We start from the raw sequence: 18,616 nt of genomic DNA, 5'->3' as shown, positions 1-18,616 counted from the left end.
CAGCGCATGTCATCTCATAATAAAGATGACATGCGCTGTTGTATTTCAGATTTGTGATCTGTTTATATTATTTAAGCATTTCTTTATAGACTTTATGGTTTTGGTAGACGCATTTAAGTAATGGGGCGTCAATTTGGTACGTATCGGCTAAGTTTAATAAATAACCTTGTAAGTGACCTGTTTCAATATTTAATCCTTTTTCCATGTCACGTTGCATAGAAGTCTTAAAATGGTATGATAACTGATTAAATGATGTCATATATTGTGATACAATATCGTCTGCGAGTGGCGCTCGATGTGCACGCATTATCGAAGCGACTTCATTGTATAAAGAGCGAACGAAGTTAATGCCACCATCACTGTCTCGAATAGGACCAATAGGCGCATGCATTAATGTTGTGATACTGGATAACACAGTAATCATTAAATATTTGTGCCACATGCCTTGTTCGATTGAAGTGCTTAATTTGAATTCTGCCTTTGTTTCAGAAAATGCTTGTGCAATTTTTTGTGCGCGTTCACTTTTACTTCCATCTAGTTCTCCAAAAAAGAGTTTATCAAAAGGGCTTGTTTGTATGATTTCTCCCATACTATCTAATGTTGTTTCTATCACACAATAGCCACCCATAACTTTGTCTTTACCAAAGATAGATTGTAATTGTGGAATATGTGCGACGCCGTTTAATAATGGAATGATGGCAGTATGACCATCGACAAATGGTTTCAAATCTGTCATGGCTTGCTCTAAATGATAGGATTTAGAAGAAAGTAAAATAACATCGAAAGGCGCTACGCGATCGTCTTTTGTAATGAGTTGAGGATTGAAATGATAATCTCCCTGCTCACTGTGGATGGCTAATCCATTTCTTTCTAAAAATGACTTGCGTTTGGGTCTTACTAAGAATGTCACGTTCTGTCCGCTTTCGGCTAATCTGCCTCCAAAATAGCCTCCGATACCGCCAGCACCTAATACTAATATACGCATTGAATACAACTCCTTATACGCTATGTGTGTTGATTTGTTAATTGATGTATATATACCACATTTGAGGGGCATATACGCATATGAAAATAATTTTCAAATAATTCAATAGATGTAGTTGGGACAGTATATTTTATTTTTAAATATATATTTGAAAACAATAAAATTTGTGCAATGTAATAAGTGTTCACTAATTACAAACATGGAGGGGTTCCAATGTCGTTTAAAAATGATCATAAGTATCAGTGGAAAGATATGCAAGGGAAAGATTTTCTACTACCGTTTATTTATTTGATAGGTAATTTTTGTTTATCTATAGTCATCTTAACAATCATGATTGGAATCAATGAAACGCAAGGGAAAAATAACGCTAACTTTAATGCTAACTTTTCAGGTACGCCAGGCATATTAATGGAAATGATTGCCTTTATAATTATATTCGCGTTATGGATTTTATTCCATAGACATTCATTTAGACAATCGTGGAAACAGGGGCTACAAAATATTAAGCAACACTGGAAACTCATTGTCATTACATTTATCGTTATTATAGTGTTTAAAGAAATTTATCCATATTTAGTAAATGCATTCGCACCAGAACATTGGAAATTTGAAGAAACACAAAATGACAAAATGGTGGAGGAAATGTTTGCTACGCCTGTATCAACCATATTAGCTTTTTTCTCAATTGTAATTATTGCACCAATGACAGAAGAATTTTTATTTAGACATTTAATTATTGGCGAATTAGGAAAGAAATTAAATTTCTATGTTATGTCTGTTATTTCAATTATTGTGTTTGCATCTTTACATGTAACAGAAGCTAAATCTCCATTAGAAATTGTGATGTATCTTGCCATAGCAGTTGGTATTGTATATGTATATATGAAATCGCAGCGTAGTTTAGCTGTAGCCATTGCGTTACATGCTTTGAATAATTTATTAGCGTATATTTTCATGATTATCACGTAATTTACATAATTCTTAGTGATATACCTGTCTTCTTTGTGAAGGACAGGTATATTTTATCGTGTTAGTGTTTAGAATTTTCTAAAAACTCATTGACTAATCTTGAGCATAATGCTAGGATTAAACCACTAAACATAAATATGATTGACTCTTATCAAGAGTGGTGGAGGGATGTGCCCGATGAAACCCAGCAACCGTCGATTTTTCGAAATGGTGCTAAGTCACAAAAAGTTATTTAACTTTTGGAGATGAGAGAAAGTGCAAACTTTCTCTTGATTTATTAAGAGAAAGTTTTTTTATACATATAAGTACGTTGAAACAAATTTTTAAGGAGTGAAAGTATTATGAGAAAATGGTTTATTTTAGGATCATTGTTTGTGTTAACGATTATACTAGCAGCATGTGGTAAATCGAATGGTGAAAAAGAGGATAAGGAAATTACGATTGCTGCTTCGCCAGCGCCCCATGGCGTCGTACTTGAACATGCAAAAGAAGAAATGAAAAAGAAAGGCTATGATTTAAAAATAAAAACAGTTAATGATTATAAGGTTCCTAATAAATTATTAGATAAAGGAGATGTTGATGCGAATGCATTTCAACATACACCGTATCTTAAAGCAGAAAAGAAAGACCATAATTATAAAATAGAAGAAGCCGGGAAAGTGTTCACGACACCGATGGGCGTTTATAGTAAAAAATATAAAGACATTAAAGATATCCCTAAAGGTTCTACCATTTATGTATCAAACAATCCTGCTGAAGAAGGTCGTTTCTTGTCATTCTTTGTTGATAAAGGCTTAATCAAAATTAAAAAAGGTGTCAGTATTGAAGATGCTAAGTTTGATGACATTGTAGAAAATAAAAAAGATTTGAAATTTAATAACAAGCAAGGTGCGGAATTCTTACCTAAAACTTATAATAGTAAAGAAGGCGCAGCAGTGATAATGAATTCTAATTATGCGATTGATAATGGTCTAACACCACATAAAGATGCAATTGCTATAGAAGGAAAATCATCACCATTTGCGAATATTGTTGCCGTACAAGAAGGACATAAAAACGATAAAAAATTCAAAGAACTTATGAAAGTTTTACAATCTAAAGAGATGAAGAAATTTATAACTGATAAATATGGACAAGATGTTATTCCGTATGAAAAATAAATAATCATGTAATATATAGATTGAAGAGGAAGGTGATTCGATTATGTCTAAGCTAGGTATTATTGGTTTAGGAAAAGTGGGTACGCAAGTACTTACAGATGTACAGCAACTGAATTTGTTTTCAGAGATTATTTTAATTGATGATAGAGCGGACGTGGCAAGTGGTGAAGCACTTGACCATATTCACTCGCAAGGACTGATAAATACTGCACATATCAAGATTCGTAGCGGTGTCTATCAAGACTTAACGGATGCAGACTTTATCGTCATAGCTGCGAGTGAAGCAACCGATAAAAATAATGGTGACCGTACATTATTAGCGCAAGGAAATCACGACATCATTAAGGGCATAATGTCCCAAATAGCTGAAGTGACGCAAGAGGCGGTTGTGATTCTGATATCTAATCCTGTAGATTCTATAGTTTACTTTGCAAATCAAATAGATTACCCAGCCCATAAAATTATTGGTACGGGTACGGCTCTAGAGACATCAAGATTTAAAACAATTATAGCCGATCATTATCAAATTGATCCAAATAATGTGGAAGCTTTTGTCATTGGGGAACATGGTCAACATGCAATCCCCGTGTGGAGTAAAGTGCATATTCATGGTATGGAACTATCGGAATTTGAGGCATTAAGTGACCGTCCAGCAATTGATAAGTCACACATATCGTCCATTATCAACGAAGTGTCGATGGATGTTTTTTACCAAAAAGGGTGGACCAACGCAGCGATATCAAAAGTGACATCATTTTTGATACAGTCCATTGCATTGGATCAGAGAACAATTACACCATTGACTTCCCTGAGTTCAGAATATGGCTTAGAAGATGGTGCATTTAGTTTACCAACATTAATAGATAAAAAGGGTATTGTTCAAAGATTTGCGATAACATTAGACAAAGAAGAAGAACGCGAACTTAAAGAAGCATATGAATATATTAGACAAACGATTCATACAGCACAACAATAGCGATTAAAACATTCAAACACGCATTCATTAGATATTTTCTTTTGAATGCGTGTTTTTTATATTTAAAATAAATGCTTATCTTGTTTATCAATCCGGTAATGGCTACAATATACTTAAATATAGCGATGAATAGAAGTGAAGTATATGAGCATGGGAGGTGTAATGATGCTAGAAAGACATGTAAAGCTCATCAGATTAATGTTAATCAATCGTAATCAATTTTTAAATGCAGATGAAATTGCAAGGTACTTAAATGTTTCTAATCGAACAGCTAGAAATGATATTCAATATATTAATAGTGAAATCTTAGATGATCTCATTGTAAGTGTAAAAGGACGAGGGTATAAATTGAATCAGTCCTTATATAGTATGCAACAAATAGAAACAATTGTAACTGATTTTACCAATAAAGAAAGTGAACTATTAATCAAGTTGGGTTATCAATTACTCATGTATCAACAACCACTTACAAGTGAAGCCATAGGAAAAACTTTTCATTTAACGAAGGCAGAAGTCACTGATTATATAAATAAAATTAAAGCATGGTGTATATCATTCGACGTGAATATCCAAATAACCAAGAAAAAAGGGATCACCGTCAATGGTAGTGAAATGAATATCAGAAATGCAATATTGCACCTAAATCAACTCTCAGAAAATGTTAAAACAGTGGATGCGTTTATTTTAGCGGAGCATCAATATATGAAACATCAAACTGAGGATTTTATATATTTAACTATTAGTACGGGTGTAGGTATGGCCTATATAAGAAAAGGGGAACTTGTTTCTGGTGTTAATGGGAACTTTGGTGAAATTGGTCATACCATTATAAAAGGCGATAGTGATTACCAATGTCCGGTTTGTAAACAATATGTTTGTGTGGAAAATGAAATATCAGGTTTAGCGATCAGTAGAAAAGCGAGTCACATTTTAAATAAGCATGTAAGTACTAGAGAAGCTATAGAAATGTATCTCCATCAAGCGCATAGTGAGATAACTGAAATGATAGATGAAGTTTTGATATTAACACAACAACTATGTACAAATCTATTCAGTATTTTTAATATTAATAACATTGTATTGGGTGGCGGTGTTACCCAAAGTAAGCTACCTTATAAATCAAGCATTGAAAATTATGCACAAAAACATTATTTAATTCAAAATAGCACATTAAATGTAACAATAAGTAATTTAGAGGCAAATGTTTTAACGGGTTTATATCATGTAAACAAATAATATATAGGAGAACGTGACATAAATTGAATATGCTAATAGAGATTTCGTAGTCTCACTCCGGATAAACTAAATTAGAATAAAGATCTGGAACCTTTATTAATATCTAGATTTTTAAATTAGTCAGAGATGGTTAGCACGAATAGAAGGTTGTAGGAAATTACACTGAGGTTAGGCTTCGGTTTGTGTGAGGTAAGTGTTCTGGGACGTGTAAAAAAGGCAGGGCCATAGTGATATGGCCCTGCCTTTTTTATGAGTATATGTGATGTCACACTTTAAAGTTACATCATAAACGTAGTAATATTGCATAAGAATCACTAAGGAAATTCGTAACATTAATTTCCAAGTGAAATTAATGAATACAAAAGAAAATCTTTTGCATAAGAATCACTAAGGAAATTTTTAACATTAATTTCCAAGTGATTCTTTAAAACCGTTATCGAGATCAGCAATAATATCATTAATGTTTTCGGTACCTACAGACAATCTAACTAGTTCTGGTACTACGCCGGAAGCTTTTTGATCTTCTGGTGATAATTGTAAATGTGTAGTACTAGCTGGATGAATGATTAATGATTTTGAATCACCTACATTCGCTAAGTGGGAAAATAGATTTAAACCGTCAACAAATTTGGCGATATCGTCTACCGTGCCATCTATGCCAAAGGTCAATATAGCACCTTGGCCATCAGGTAAATATTTTTGAGCGAGTTGATGATAAGCGTTATTTTTTAAACCTGGATAGTTGACCCAAGTTACTTTTGGATGTTGTTCTAGATATTGTGCGACACGTAAAGCATTTTCAGAGTGTCGTTCTAAGCGTAAGTGTAGTGTTTCTAAACCAATTAAGAATTCATGGACATTAAAGGGTGATACTGCAGAACCTAAATCACGTAACAACTGTACACGTGCTTTGGTAATATAGGCAGCTTCGCCAACATCTTTTGCATAAGAAATACCATGATAACTTTCATCAGGTTCTACTAAACCTGGGAATTTTCCATTATCCCAATTGAATTTTCCACTATCAACGATCACGCCACCAATGGAAGTACCATGGCCACCAATGAATTTAGTGGCTGAATGTACTATGATATCTGCTCCAAATTCAAAAGGACGCAATAAGTAAGGTGTTGGGAATGTGTTATCAACAATCAAAGGAATGTTATGATTGTGTGCGATATCGGCTACAGCTTCAATATCTAACACATCAATGCGTGGGTTCCCAATGGTTTCAGCATATACTGCTTTTGTTTTATCTGTTATTGCATTTTTGAAATTGTCTGGATGACTAGGATCTACAAAATGGACTTTAATACCTAGTTTTTTAAAGGTAATATTTAAAAGGTTATAGGTACCTCCATATAAATTTGACGAAGCAACAATTTCATCGCCACTTTCTACAATATTTAAAAGTGCTAAATGTATGGCTGCTTGTCCAGAAGATGTAGCTAAAGCACCTACACCACCTTCTAAGGCTGCAATCCGTTCTTCAAAAACATTTTGTGTAGGGTTCATAATTCTTGTATAAATATTGCCATCTTCCTCTAAAGCAAATAACTTTCTCGCATGTTCAGTATTATCAAACACATAACTAGATGTCTGATAAATTGGTACAGCACGTGCTTTTGAAAAATCATCTACTACTTGCCCGCCGTGAATAGATAAAGTATCTAAATGCCAAGGGTTTTGAGTCATATGATAAAGCCTCCCTATAATTTCTAAATTTTCTGATAATTACAACTATACAAGAGCTAATTGGCTATTTCAAGTATGCTTACTGAAAAAGTAGGAATTAGATTATTATACTTTATTGACTTGAAAATGAAATGATTGCAAATATGAAGAAAAGGATTTATAATTCTTATCGGTATAGTAAGGTATTGTGGGGAGAAAGGCACTATGGAGGGAAATAATGATTGCTTTTGATTTAATTGGAAATACGCCATTAGTATTGTTGGAGTCATTTAGTAATAAAGATGTACAAATTTATGCCAAGTTAGAACAGTATAATCTTGGTGGTAGTGTGAAAGATCGATTAGGAAAACATTTAATCGAAACAGCAATAAGAGAGAATATAATCCAAAAAGGCGATGTCGTTGTAGAGGCATCTGCAGGGAATACAGGAATTGGTGTTGCAATTGCTGCTAATCATTACGGCGTCAGTGCTGTGATTTTTGCACCTGAAGGTTTTTCTGAAGAAAAGATATCAATTATAAAAGCGTTAGGTGCTGAAGTCATCAGAACAGATCAAACTTTAGGCATGGCAGGTGCACAAAAGGCCGCACGTGATTATGAACTGCAAACTGGTGCGTATTATTTAAATCAATTCGAATCTTATCGCAATCCTGAGACCTATAAATCTACAATAGGAAAAGAAATAACAGATAAGCTTAAAGATATTGATTATTTTGTAGGTGGTGTTGGTTCAGGAGGGACTTTTACAGGTGTTGCTGAACATTTAGCAGCAACATATCATACCGAAAGTGTCATCGTAGAACCAGAAGGATCTATTTTAAGTGGCGGTAATGCGCATAGTCATGATATTGAAGGGATCGGTTCAGAAAAATGGCCATCTTTTCTACCTAAAGCATTGGTGTCAGATATTATAAAAGTGAGTGATGATGCCGCTTTTCAAAATGTTAAATTATTAGCAAGACAAGAAGGTCTTTTAGTAGGTAGTTCTTCCGGAGCAGCATTGCAAGGCGCTCTAGAAATTAAAAAACATATTAATAAAGGTGTCATTGTAACCATTTTTCCAGATGGCAGTGACCGATATATGTCAAAACAAATTTTAAATTATAAGGAGACAATCAAATGAATAAAAAAACACAATTAATTCATGGTGGACAAACAACAGATCCATATACAGGTGCAGTTACAACGCCAATTTATCAAACAAGTACGTATATGCAAGATGGTATTGGCGACATGAGACAGGGATATGAATATTCTCGTTCGGCAAATCCAACACGCAGTGCTTTAGAGGGTTTAATTGCAGATTTAGAGCAAGGTGAAAGTGGCTTTGCATTTGGTTCTGGTATGGCAGCTATTTCAGCAGTTATTATGTTATTAGATAAAGGTGACCATTTACTCATCAATTCAGATGTATATGGTGGTACTTATAGAGCTTTAACAAAAGTGTTTAATAGGTTTGGTATTGATGCTGAGTTTATCGATACGACAAATATAGAAGCTGTTGAACAATATATTAAACCTGAAACGAAAATGTTATACATTGAAACGCCGTCTAATCCTTTATTACGTGTCACTGATATTAAAAAATCAGCAGAAATTGCTAAAAAGCATCATTTAATTTCGGTTGTTGATAATACATTTATGACGCCATATTTCCAAAATCCATTAACATTGGGCATTGATATTGTTTTACATTCAGCCACAAAATATATTGGTGGTCATAGCGATGTTGTTGCCGGATTAGTTGCAACAAGTGACGCTGAATTAGCTGAACGTTTAGGATTTATTCAGAACTCAACTGGTGGTGTGCTTGGACCTCAAGATAGTTATTTACTGATTCGTGGCATAAAAACACTTGGATTACGCATGGAACAGGTTCAACGTAATACACTTGCTATCATTGATATGTTACAACAACATTCAGCAGTGAAACAGGTATTCCATCCAAGTATCTCGGACCATTTAAATCATGATATTCACGAAGCACAATCTGAGGGCCATACAGGTGTTGTCGCATTTGAAGTCGCTGACATAGAAAGTGCTAAAAAAGTAATCAGTGAATCACATTATTTCACTTTAGCTGAGAGTTTAGGTGCTGTTGAAAGTTTAATTTCAGTACCTGCATTAATGACACATGCTTCAATTCCTAAAGATATTCGTGAAAAAGAAGGCATCGCCGACGGATTAGTACGTTTATCAGTAGGTATTGAAGATACAAAAGATTTAGTCGAGGATCTAGAACAATCATTAAACGCATTAGGTTAATAGTATAAATTTCAAAAAGAAATGAAAGGCATATAGGAATAAGTTGGGAATAAGCGGAAATCAATTTAGAATCATTGATTTCAGGCTTATTCCTTTTTTATATATGGTTATATTTATCATTATTTGAGTTTGAAGTTTGATGTTGTGCGTAAGTATCGTTAAGTATATCTGAGTTAGTTTTTTGTAATTTACTATAACGACCTTTCGGTATTTTGTTTTCTGTAACCTCTACTTTAGGATAAATGAGTAATGGAATCAGTCCGATAATGCCAAAAATGATAAAGCTATATTCATAATTTAGTATATCAATTACAATACCAGCGATAGATGAACCTATGACTTGTCCAACCGCTAGAAGTAAGAAAGGTATGCCTATGCCAAGAGAAGCATTTTTGACAAACAGTTTGATTCCCCAAACCAGTAAAACACCGGTTAAGAAAATATAACTCAGGCCGAATAATGATGACGCAATAAATGGTAGTAACCAAATGCTTGGCGTGTATGCTAATAATACACTAGCGCATGCTAATGCAATAACGCCAAAATTAAACGCGAAGTGAATCCCTTTTTTATCGATAATTGAACCAGAAATACCACCAACTACACCAAATATGCCAATTAAAATCCAAAAAATAGAAAGTGCTATATCTGAATAATTGCCTGTTAATTGGACAATGGGTTTTGAGAAAGTCCAAATGGTGCAGTAGATATACCGAGCAGTGTAGAGGCAGTGACGATACGTGTGCTCGCAGAAATATCTCTAATATTAAGACTACCTGTATGAATTTTAATATCTTTTTGAAGCTTCGGTATGACGATATAGTTCCAAAATAAAACGACCAATGCAATTAAAGCATATATTAAATAAGTATCACGCCAATCTAAAAATACAAGCATTGCTGTTATACCAGTAAACATTAAACCCATACTCGTTCCTGAATTAATCAAAGTATTTGCTTTACCTTGATCTTGAAGATTAATCCACAACGAAATGGTATAGCCATACGGAGGAGAAACGAGACCGGTGCTTGCACCTGTAAAAATAACACCGATAGATAGAATGATTGCATTGCTTGATACGCCAATAGTAATCAAACCAATGACTACAGAGATGCCAGCAAGTATTATCATACGTTTTGGACCAATCGTATCTGTCTGTAGAGTTGAATAAACGATTGTAAAACAATACGCTAAATAAAATAAAGACGAAATTAGACCAGCTTGAGATGCAGATAAAGATAAATCATTAGTAATGTCTGGTAAAAAGAGACCAAAACTAAAACGGCCTAATCCATAGGTCGTTGCGATCATAGCAATACCAGGGAATACAAGTTTTGAAAATTTCATTAATAGGAACCTCCTTTTATAGATAGAATGTTCATTCTACTTAGAACTAAAAATATATAGAATGTTCATTCTACTTTTGTGTAAAGATAACGAGTAAGTGCATTTTGTATTAAAATACTTCAAATTCGTTTGGAATTATTGATTATGTGCTTCATTTAATAATAACTTGGCCATTGTGATAGCATGCGAAGTCGCATCTTTAGAACCTAATAAAGCAGTCATAGAAGTTGTACCTTCTAAAAGCAAAGTATATTGAACGGCTAAATCATAACCATTTTCAATACCAGCATCATCAGCAAGTTTTTCTAAATAATGTAACAGTCTTTCTTTGTGACCTCTTGCTGTACTTTCAATCTCATTATCCGTGTCTGCATAATCCTCAATAGCACGCATAAACATATCACCTTTATACGAATAATCATTTAACCACTGACAATGCGCCGTGACTGCTGATATAAAAGGTTTTTCAGGATGTTGTTCAACGTGACTGTCTAGATAGTGCCAATAACGTGTTTCACGCTGTTTCAGTACTTGAGCCACTAAGTTATCTTTAGATTCAAAATGATTATATAGCGTCATCGTTGCGACATTAGCTTCTTGTATAATTTGCTTCAAACCTACACCTTTAAAACCATATTCATAAAATAGGCGTTCTGCTACACTCAAGATATCTTGTTTCTTTTGTGACATATATCTCACACTTTCAAAGTAGAATGGTCATTCTATTTAATTCTAGCAACGCACAATGAGAATGTCAAAAAAAGCGTAAAGCTCAATACACTTATCTGATTATAAAGTGTATTGAGCTTTACTAATAGCGTCGGATGATATTTGCATGATTTAGTTGTCGTAACCAAGCGTAGTTATTTCTTTGGAATGCCGATGACATGTCCGAGTTGTTTAGGTACGTCGAAAGTGTTTTGTTGATCAAAATAGTGTTTGATTTTTTCTTGGATGGGTTTAGGAAAGTCCATGCTTCGTCTTGTTTCATTGCCAACACCCATCATAATGGCTTCATATGTTGCATTGCGTTCATCGTTGCTATTATACATTGTTAAGAATAAATGTACTCTTTTGGCATCGTAATCGTAAATATGTACTTTAATATAGAAGGATTCATCGAGTAAAAGTTCTTTTAAAAATGAAATATGCGCTTCTACGCTGAACATTGTCACATCTTGACTATGACGATAATCTGTGGAGAAATCGATAGATTCAAAAAAGCCTACAACAGCATCACTGAAAATGGAATAATATTGCGCATCATGCATATGATTATTATTGTCTATCCAAGATGGCTGTACCGTATTTTTATAGATATATTCATCTGTCACAAAAATCACTCCTTTATTTTTTATAAGCCTGTACTATTGTATCAATTATGTATGAACAGAGTTAACAATTTGTTTTACGAGGCTTAAAAATAGTTAATTCTTTATAAAATGCATAATGTAAGATAGTATGATATTTAGCTTACTAGAAAAATTTACAACTGGAAAAGGGGGACATATATGGTATTGGTTGCCTTAATATTATTCATTATTTCTATTGTCTTTCTTATTTATTCTATTACATTATTAATGGGCAAAGATGGTACCATGTTTAGTTTGTTTACAAAAGAAGAAAAAGCATTAACTAAAGGACAAAAGTTAACCATTTATCTCATTACTATTGTATTATTTGTAGCAAGCTTAGTTTGGCTACTTAACCTGATTTAAGAAATAGACTTTGAACGTTAATAATATAACAGAACGCATATTCATAATAAAAAGGACTGGAAATGATTCCAGCCCTTTTTTTAAAACTAATACTTTCTTAAAAAATCTACATCACGGTCAAAGATTTGTTTGACGACATAACATTGAACTGCAGTTATGATACTTTCAATCACTTGCGTTTTATTAGATAAGATACGAAGGCTGAAACCGTGAGTTGGTAAATGTGTGATACCAAAACGGCAGTCATATTTATGTTGGAAGTGTTTAATTTCCTCATAAACTTGTTCAATAAATTTTTGATTAACGCTAGGGTGGATGAAATAACAAGAACCTAGATGCGTATAATCTTCCATATAACCTAGACCATCCACATTTTGTTTCTGTGGATCGAGTAACATATTATCAAACGTTACCAATGCATCATCTACATATATTTCGTTTAGTAAGTGCATATACGTATAACTAAAACGTTTATCTGATTTGGAATAACCTGGTGTAAGAATATCTGTATAGAATAGAGACGCAGTTGATTCCAAATTGAATACATTGTGTTGATAAAACTTTGCGTTTTCAAAGGCTATAATGGGATCACCAACATATTCAGCATAACCATTATTTTTTATATTAAAGGTTTGGTATTGCTCGACATGATCATTCAATGTTTTATAAATTTTTGTGGCACCTTGTGAAGTTAATATAACTTTAGCATCAGAATCAATATTAAAATTCATAGTATAGCGGTCACTATCTAAGTATCCGCCACCTACGTTGACGATATAGAAGGTGGGGATATCAGATTGATTTAGATAGACTGGACGCATGACTTTTAAGGCTTTTTCAAAAAAGACATCTCTAGCAACAGATTTTTTACCATTGTTAAAAACGGATAAATCTAATTGTCCTGTCCAAGCTTGTTTGTTGTTAGACATTTAGGCTAATCCTTTAAGAAATACATCTTGTTCAATCCATTGTATGACTTCATCCAAGCCTTCGTCTGTTTTAAGATTTGTAAAAGTAAATGGTCGGTTACCACGGAAGACTTTCGTATCTTCTGCCATGCGATCTAATGATGCGCCAACGTAAGGTGCTAAATCTGTTTTGTTAATGACGAAAAAGTCCGACTTAATCATACCTTGGCCACCTTTACGTGGGATTTTCTCTCCTTGGGCAACATCGATAATATAGATTGAAAAGTCGACAAGTTCAGGACTGAATGTAGCAGCTAAGTTATCGCCACCTGATTCTATGAAGATAAGTTCAATATCATCATTGCGCTCTTTTAATTCATCGATTGCTGCAAAGTTCATTGACGCATCTTCACGAATTGCTGTATGAGGGCAACCACCTGTCTCTACACCGATGATTCTATCTTCGGGTAAGACACCTGAATTCACTAATATTTTCTCATCCTCTTTAGTATAGATATCATTTGTAATTACACCGATACTCATGTCTTTCGCTAAGCGTTTGACAATTTTTTCGATAAGTTGCGTTTTCCCTGCACCAACAGGGCCGCCGACACCTATTTTAATTGTATCTGTCATAAAGCTTGTCCTCCTAAGATATAAAAATTCTTACATTTACGTTTTCATGTTCCATTTGATTGATTTCCAAACCTGGTGCTGTAATACCGAGCTGTGACGCAGGAATTGTCATGATATGGTCTCTTGTTTCTTTCATGATTGGAATCATTTTATGAACAATACGCTGTCCGGCAGTTTGTCCTAATGGAATTGCACGAACGGCATTTTGAGTGAGACTGGACACATTTTGATATAGATAATAGTCAATGATGGTTTCGATATCGACACCGAGATGGTGACCAAGCATTGTAAAGCAAATTGCAGGATGCAAGGATGCTTTTTTATCTTTCATTTGGGCATGATACCAATTAATCCAATCGCTATCATATAATTCAGACGCAAGTTTAACCATGCGATTTCCCATTTGTTTTGAACCTTGTCTCGTTTCTTTTGGTAAGTTTTGAACAAAAAGAATACGATCTAATTTCAATATTGCTTTTGTATCATTTTCATTTAGGGCATCATACACTAAACGCATTGTTAAACCATCTGCATATGTTAATTGCTCATTTAAAAATAACACGAGCCATTGTTGGAAACTTTCTTCGTCATGGACAGTATCACGCTGGATATATGTCTCAAGTCCAAATGAATGACTGAATGCGCCTGTTGGGAATTGCGAATCGCAAAATTGAAACAGGCGTAGGTGTGCATGATCAATCATGTGAATGTCCTATGTGTCTGAATGCTTTGTTAACTTTGCGGTCTTCATGTTCATAAGGAATACCTAGGTCTTTTAATAAAGATTCCACTAAGTAGTCATATTGAACGAGCATTTCAGTTTCTGTGAATTGTGCTGGTAAATGTCTGTTACCAAGTTGATGAGCGATATCTCCCATTTCTTGTAATGTACGTGGTTTGATTACCAGTAAATCTTCAGAATTTACATCAACAACAATCATATTTTTATCATCTTTATATAATATATCGCCGTATTGTAAATCAATAGGCTGTTTTAAACGGATACCTATTTCATTACCATGATCTGTTGTAACGCGTTGAATTCTTTTTACTAAATCTGAATTTTCTAGGTATACCTTTTCCATATGTTTACCTTTTTCACTATCTGAAAGATTAGCGATATTACCTACAATTTCTTCGATAATCACGATTTACCTCCTAGAATAAGAAATAGCGTTGTGTTAATGGTAATTCTGTAGCAGGTTCGCTTGTAATTTTCTCTCCATCAACAAAAACTTCATATGTTTGTGGGTCAACGTCTAAATCTGGTGTTGCATTATTGTTTTTCATATCTTTTTTACTTAATTTACGGATATTGTGCACAGGTCTTAATTTGCGTTTTAAGCCTAAAAGTTTACCAATATCGTTTTCATAAGCAGTTGTAGAAACAAAAGTCATCGATGTACTTTGTAGATTTCCACCTAATTGACCATACATTTTGCGATATTTTAAAGGTTCTGAAGTAGGGATAGAGCCATTCGCATCTCCGTTGATTGCAGCGTTGATTAACCCGCCTTTAACGATGACATCAGGTTTAACGCCGAAGAATGCTGGTTCCCAAAGAATGATGTCGGCTAATTTACCTTCATCAATTGAACCTACATAGTCAGAAATACCATGTGTAATGGCTGGGTTAATTGTATATTTTGCTATATAGCGTTTAATACGATTATTGTCATTGTATTCACTGTCGCCATCTAATAATCCACGTTGTTCTTTCATACGGTGAGCAACTTGCCAAGTACGGGTAATTACTTCTCCGACACGTCCCATTGCTTGTGAATCAGAACTTACCATACTAAATACGCCCATATCTTGAAGTACATCTTCAGCTGCAATGGTTTCTTTACGAATACGTGAATCCGCAAACGCAATATCTTCAGGGATAGATGCATTTAAATGGTGGGTAATCATAACCATATCTAAATGTTCATCGATTGTATTTACAGTATAAGGTAACGTCGGATTTGTTGAAGAAGGTAAAATGTTAGCATACGCAGCAGACTTAATTAAATCGGGCGCATGACCACCACCAGCACCTTCCGTATGATACATATGCAATACGCGATCTTTTACTGCAGCCATTGTTTCTTCCATGAAACCAGCTTCATTTAACGTATCTGCGTGCAACGCGATTTGTACGTCATAGTCATCTGCGACTTGTAAAGCATGATCAAGTGCTGAAGGCGTTGCACCCCAGTCTTCATGCACTTTTAAGCCGATTGCACCAGCGTGAATTTGTTCGACTAAAGCTGTGTGGTTTACAGCTTGCCCTTTACCAGTAAAGCCAATATTCAACGGTAATGACTCTGCTGCGAGTAACATACGATGTAAGTGCCATGGTCCAGGTGTGACAGTTGTCGCCTTCGTACCCTCAGACGCGCCTGTACCGCCACCGATATGTGTTGTGATACCACTTTCTAATGCAACTTGCGATTGTTCAGGGTTAATGAAATGGACATGTGTATCTATGCCACCCGCAGTTACAATTTTACCTTCAGCAGAAATAATGTCTGTTGTAGCACCAATAATAATATCTACGTTATCCATAATATCTGGATTGCCTGCTTTACCAATTTTCATGATATAGCCATTTTTAACGCCGATGTCGGCTTTGACAATCTTATCGTAATCAATAATCATCGCATTTGTGATGACTAAATCAGCAACTTGCTTGTCATCACGTGTGACATTTGGATTTTGTGCCATACCATCACGGATAGACTTACCACCGCCGAATGCAGCTTCATCTCCATATGTAGCGTAATCACGTTCTACGCGAGCAAATAAGTTTGTATCGCCTAATCTTACAGAATCACCAACAGTTGGTCCATAGAGACTTGTATATTGGGATTGCGTCATTTTAAAGCTCATACTTTTTACCCTCTTCCTTTGTTAGCATTTTCACTCGTTTTGTCTTGTTCAGCAATGACTTCTGTTGCAGTACTATCATCTTCTGGTTTATAAACACGTGACTCATCGATGGAACCATTTACGTCACCATGAAAACCGTAGATTTTACGTTTACCACTGTATTCTACGAGTTGTACTTCTTTTTCATCACCAGGTTCAAAACGAACAGCCGCGCCTGCTGGTATATCTAGACGTTTGCCATAGGCTTTTTCATGATCGAATTGTAACGCTGGGTTAGCTTCGAAAAAGTGATAGTGTGAACCAACTTGGATAGGGCGATCGCCTGTATTTTTAACATTAAGGATTGTTGCATTATGCCCTTGATTCACTTCGATTTCTGTACGTTTGACTATAATTTCACCAGGTTTCATAATTTTAATCCTCCTCTAAACGATTGGGTGATGGACAGTAATGAGTTTCGTACCATCTGGGAACGTTGCTTCGATTTCCATTTCAGTTAACATATCTGCAACGCCTTCCATCACGTCATCTTCATTTAATATTTGTTTACCATAGCTCATGAGTTCGGCAACTGTTTTTCCGTCTCTAGCGCCTTCGAGTAACTCGAAACTGATAATAGCTACAGCTTCCGGATAATTTAATTTCAAACCTCGTTGTTGACGTCTGCGAGCTAAATCTGCTGCGATGACCAACATCAGTTTATCTTGTTCACGTTGTGTAAAATGCACAATCTCACTACCTTTCGACAAATTGAATTGTGTACATAAAAATTTATATGTGCACCTTAATAATAAGACGATTAATTTGGAACTACAAGAATAAACCATTACATTCCACAAAATTAAAAAACATTTAAATAAAATCATGATATATATTGCTTTAATTTTTTGTATTTCTCATATATTATTGTTTAAGTCAGAATATATAGAAATCAGGTGACAATGTGGATGCGATTCGAATTGTATTGAAGAATATCTCACAAGTACTACTGCTAAATAATGCATGGACGGGATTATTTATTTTGCTAGGGTTATTTATAGGTAGCTGGAAGGTGGGTGTGATGGCACTCATAGCGAGCGTCATTGCATTGTTACTAGCAAAAAGGACTAATTATTCAGAAGAAGAAATCAATACAGGATTATCAGGTTTTAATCCAGTATTAACAGCAATTGCATTGACATTATTTTTAGTGCCAAAATGGTACAGTTTAATTATTATTTTAGTTGCAATCATCATTACGATGCCAATCGGTTCTGCATTTAGAGAATTCTTTAAACCTTTTGGTGTACCTATGTTAACGATGCCTTATGTGTTCGTAAGTTGGCTCATTTTACTCATGTCATTTCAATTTAAATTCGTAAATGCTGATGTAAATATTCTTCCCAATGCGATACAGGAAATTCAATTTTCGGGTCATCATATTCAATTTATCAATGCTTTTTTATCCGGATTTAGTGAAATATTTTTATTGAAAAGTGTGTTAGCGGGCACGTTAATATTAATCGGCATTTTTATAGCATCTAGAAAAGCGGGTGTTTATGCGATAGTAGCCAATTTAATAGGATTTTTAGCAGTGATTGTATTAGGTGCAAATCATGATCAAATTAATGAAGGTTTATTCGGCTATAATGTGATACTCACTGTGTTAGCGCTAGGCATAGCGTTTCGAACTAGAATACAACGACCAATTAGTATCGTTTTAGGTATATTGCTGACTGTGGTAATCCATGCAGGTATGAGGACATTATTAACACCCTATGGACTCCCTGTCTTTACACTGCCGTTTATTATCGCAACGTGGATAATGCTATTTGCGGGTAATCAAATGAAAGCGCAAGAAATATAAT

The 18,616-nt window shown here is 34.6% G+C and carries 19 protein-coding genes, 1 pseudogene and 1 riboswitch; of the genes and pseudogenes, 8 read left to right on the top strand and 12 right to left on the bottom strand.

The window, feature by feature from the left end; all coding sequences use genetic code 11:
• Positions 1–67: 67 nt before the first annotated feature.
• Positions 68–985, bottom strand: a complete 918-nt coding sequence (panE, locus tag L987_RS11300; RefSeq protein ID WP_011302235.1) for a 2-dehydropantoate 2-reductase — start codon at positions 983–985, stop codon at positions 68–70.
• A gap of 213 nt (positions 986–1,198) precedes the next feature.
• Between panE and L987_RS11295 the strand changes: the two genes are divergently transcribed.
• From L987_RS11295 to L987_RS13570, 4 genes are all read left to right on the top strand, one after another.
• Complete coding sequence (locus L987_RS11295; protein WP_047504704.1) at positions 1,199–1,954, top strand: CPBP family intramembrane glutamic endopeptidase; 756 nt, start codon at positions 1,199–1,201, stop codon at positions 1,952–1,954.
• Positions 1,955–2,099: 145 nt separating this feature from the next.
• Positions 2,100–2,206: riboswitch (SAM riboswitch) on the top strand.
• 89 nt (positions 2,207–2,295) lie between these two features.
• A complete protein-coding gene (locus L987_RS11290) occupies positions 2,296–3,114 on the top strand; it encodes a MetQ/NlpA family ABC transporter substrate-binding protein (RefSeq protein ID WP_011302237.1) in 819 nt (272 codons plus the stop codon).
• Between the two features lie 43 nt (positions 3,115–3,157).
• Positions 3,158–4,090, top strand: a complete 933-nt coding sequence (locus L987_RS11285) for a lactate/malate family dehydrogenase (RefSeq protein WP_047504701.1) — start codon at positions 3,158–3,160, stop codon at positions 4,088–4,090.
• Positions 4,091–4,255: 165 nt separating this feature from the next.
• Positions 4,256–5,326: an ROK family protein gene (locus L987_RS13570; protein ID WP_077461027.1), complete on the top strand. Its 1,071-nt coding sequence runs from the start codon at positions 4,256–4,258 to the stop codon at positions 5,324–5,326.
• 405 nt (positions 5,327–5,731) lie between these two features.
• On the opposite strand, the gene L987_RS11275 is transcribed toward L987_RS13570, so the two are convergent.
• The gene (locus L987_RS11275) at positions 5,732–7,021 is read right to left on the bottom strand and encodes a homocysteine synthase (RefSeq protein ID WP_011302240.1); all 1,290 of its coding nucleotides are present in this window, start codon (positions 7,019–7,021) and stop codon (positions 5,732–5,734) included.
• Between the two features lie 217 nt (positions 7,022–7,238).
• On the opposite strand from L987_RS11275, the gene L987_RS11270 reads away from it, so the two are divergent.
• Positions 7,239–8,144 (top strand): PLP-dependent cysteine synthase family protein, encoded by a 906-nt coding sequence (locus L987_RS11270; RefSeq protein ID WP_047504698.1) that lies wholly within the window; start codon positions 7,239–7,241, stop codon positions 8,142–8,144.
• Entirely contained in the window at positions 8,141–9,286 is a 1,146-nt protein-coding gene (locus L987_RS11265; protein ID WP_011302242.1) for a bifunctional cystathionine gamma-lyase/homocysteine desulfhydrase, read from the top strand. Before L987_RS11270 ends, L987_RS11265 begins: the two co-directional genes overlap by 4 nt.
• 97 nt (positions 9,287–9,383) lie before the next feature.
• Here L987_RS11265 and L987_RS11260 read toward each other — a convergent pair.
• The 3 genes and pseudogenes from L987_RS11260 to L987_RS11250 form a co-directional block, all read right to left on the bottom strand.
• Positions 9,384–10,633, bottom strand: a pseudogene (locus L987_RS11260) (MFS transporter).
• Positions 10,634–10,768: 135 nt separating this feature from the next.
• Entirely contained in the window at positions 10,769–11,323 is a 555-nt protein-coding gene (locus L987_RS11255; protein ID WP_002482211.1) for a TetR/AcrR family transcriptional regulator, read from the bottom strand.
• A gap of 173 nt (positions 11,324–11,496) precedes the next feature.
• Positions 11,497–11,967 (bottom strand): thioesterase family protein, encoded by a 471-nt coding sequence (locus L987_RS11250; protein WP_011302245.1) that lies wholly within the window; start codon positions 11,965–11,967, stop codon positions 11,497–11,499.
• 177 nt (positions 11,968–12,144) lie between these two features.
• Between L987_RS11250 and L987_RS11245 the strand changes: the two genes are divergently transcribed.
• A complete protein-coding gene (locus L987_RS11245; protein ID WP_011302246.1) occupies positions 12,145–12,351 on the top strand; it encodes a hypothetical protein in 207 nt (68 codons plus the stop codon).
• Between the two features lie 86 nt (positions 12,352–12,437).
• Here L987_RS11245 and L987_RS11240 read toward each other — a convergent pair whose 3' ends face one another.
• From L987_RS11240 to L987_RS11210, 7 genes are read right to left on the bottom strand one after another with little or no spacing between them, the layout of a single operon-like run.
• Positions 12,438–13,280 (bottom strand): urease accessory protein UreD, encoded by an 843-nt coding sequence (locus L987_RS11240; RefSeq protein WP_047504695.1) that lies wholly within the window; start codon positions 13,278–13,280, stop codon positions 12,438–12,440.
• Positions 13,281–13,895, bottom strand: coding sequence for an urease accessory protein UreG (gene ureG, locus L987_RS11235; protein WP_011302247.1), 615 nt, complete (start codon positions 13,893–13,895; stop codon positions 13,281–13,283).
• Between the two features lie 13 nt (positions 13,896–13,908).
• Positions 13,909–14,598, bottom strand: coding sequence for an urease accessory protein UreF (locus tag L987_RS11230; protein WP_011302248.1), 690 nt, complete (start codon positions 14,596–14,598; stop codon positions 13,909–13,911).
• Positions 14,591–15,043 (bottom strand): urease accessory protein UreE, encoded by a 453-nt coding sequence (ureE, locus tag L987_RS11225; protein ID WP_002482217.1) that lies wholly within the window; start codon positions 15,041–15,043, stop codon positions 14,591–14,593. Before ureE ends, L987_RS11230 begins: the two co-directional genes overlap by 8 nt.
• Before the next feature lie 10 nt (positions 15,044–15,053).
• Positions 15,054–16,769, bottom strand: coding sequence for an urease subunit alpha (ureC, locus tag L987_RS11220; protein ID WP_002482218.1), 1,716 nt, complete (start codon positions 16,767–16,769; stop codon positions 15,054–15,056).
• Between the two features lie 5 nt (positions 16,770–16,774).
• A complete protein-coding gene (locus tag L987_RS11215; RefSeq protein WP_047504693.1) occupies positions 16,775–17,179 on the bottom strand; it encodes an urease subunit beta in 405 nt (134 codons plus the stop codon).
• Positions 17,180–17,194: 15 nt separating this feature from the next.
• On the bottom strand, positions 17,195–17,497 hold the full coding sequence (locus L987_RS11210; RefSeq protein ID WP_011302251.1) for an urease subunit gamma: 303 nt from the start codon (positions 17,495–17,497) through the stop codon (positions 17,195–17,197).
• A gap of 215 nt (positions 17,498–17,712) precedes the next feature.
• Here L987_RS11210 and yut point away from each other — a divergent pair, with 215 nt between their 5' ends.
• The gene (gene yut, locus L987_RS11205; RefSeq protein WP_047504691.1) at positions 17,713–18,615 is read left to right on the top strand and encodes an urea transporter; all 903 of its coding nucleotides are present in this window, start codon (positions 17,713–17,715) and stop codon (positions 18,613–18,615) included.
• The last annotated feature ends 1 nt before the right edge of the window (position 18,616 follow it).

Source organism: Staphylococcus sp. ZWU0021 (assembly GCF_000798895.1).
GTDB classification, from domain to species: domain Bacteria; phylum Bacillota; class Bacilli; order Staphylococcales; family Staphylococcaceae; genus Staphylococcus; species Staphylococcus saprophyticus.
This window is presented reverse-complemented; position numbering and strand designations above follow the sequence as displayed.

Bases quoted from the DNA above. Each gene is read 5' to 3' on its own strand.
- panE (WP_011302235.1), bottom strand. From the start codon at position 985: ATGCGTATATTAGTATTAGGTGCTGGCGGTATCGGAGGCTATTTTGGA.
- L987_RS11295 (WP_047504704.1), top strand. From the start codon at position 1,199: ATGTCGTTTAAAAATGATCATAAGTATCAGTGGAAAGATATGCAAGGG.
- L987_RS11290 (WP_011302237.1), top strand. From the start codon at position 2,296: ATGAGAAAATGGTTTATTTTAGGATCATTGTTTGTGTTAACGATTATA.
- L987_RS11285 (WP_047504701.1), top strand. From the start codon at position 3,158: ATGTCTAAGCTAGGTATTATTGGTTTAGGAAAAGTGGGTACGCAAGTA.
- L987_RS13570 (WP_077461027.1), top strand. From the start codon at position 4,256: ATGCTAGAAAGACATGTAAAGCTCATCAGATTAATGTTAATCAATCGT.
- L987_RS11275 (WP_011302240.1), bottom strand. From the start codon at position 7,021: ATGACTCAAAACCCTTGGCATTTAGATACTTTATCTATTCACGGCGGG.
- L987_RS11270 (WP_047504698.1), top strand. From the start codon at position 7,239: ATGATTGCTTTTGATTTAATTGGAAATACGCCATTAGTATTGTTGGAG.
- L987_RS11265 (WP_011302242.1), top strand. From the start codon at position 8,141: ATGAATAAAAAAACACAATTAATTCATGGTGGACAAACAACAGATCCA.
- L987_RS11255 (WP_002482211.1), bottom strand. From the start codon at position 11,323: ATGTCACAAAAGAAACAAGATATCTTGAGTGTAGCAGAACGCCTATTT.
- L987_RS11245 (WP_011302246.1), top strand. From the start codon at position 12,145: ATGGTATTGGTTGCCTTAATATTATTCATTATTTCTATTGTCTTTCTT.
- L987_RS11240 (WP_047504695.1), bottom strand. From the start codon at position 13,280: ATGTCTAACAACAAACAAGCTTGGACAGGACAATTAGATTTATCCGTT.
- ureG (WP_011302247.1), bottom strand. From the start codon at position 13,895: ATGACAGATACAATTAAAATAGGTGTCGGCGGCCCTGTTGGTGCAGGG.
- L987_RS11230 (WP_011302248.1), bottom strand. From the start codon at position 14,598: ATGATTGATCATGCACACCTACGCCTGTTTCAATTTTGCGATTCGCAA.
- ureC (WP_002482218.1), bottom strand. From the start codon at position 16,769: ATGAGCTTTAAAATGACGCAATCCCAATATACAAGTCTCTATGGACCA.
- L987_RS11215 (WP_047504693.1), bottom strand. From the start codon at position 17,179: ATGAAACCTGGTGAAATTATAGTCAAACGTACAGAAATCGAAGTGAAT.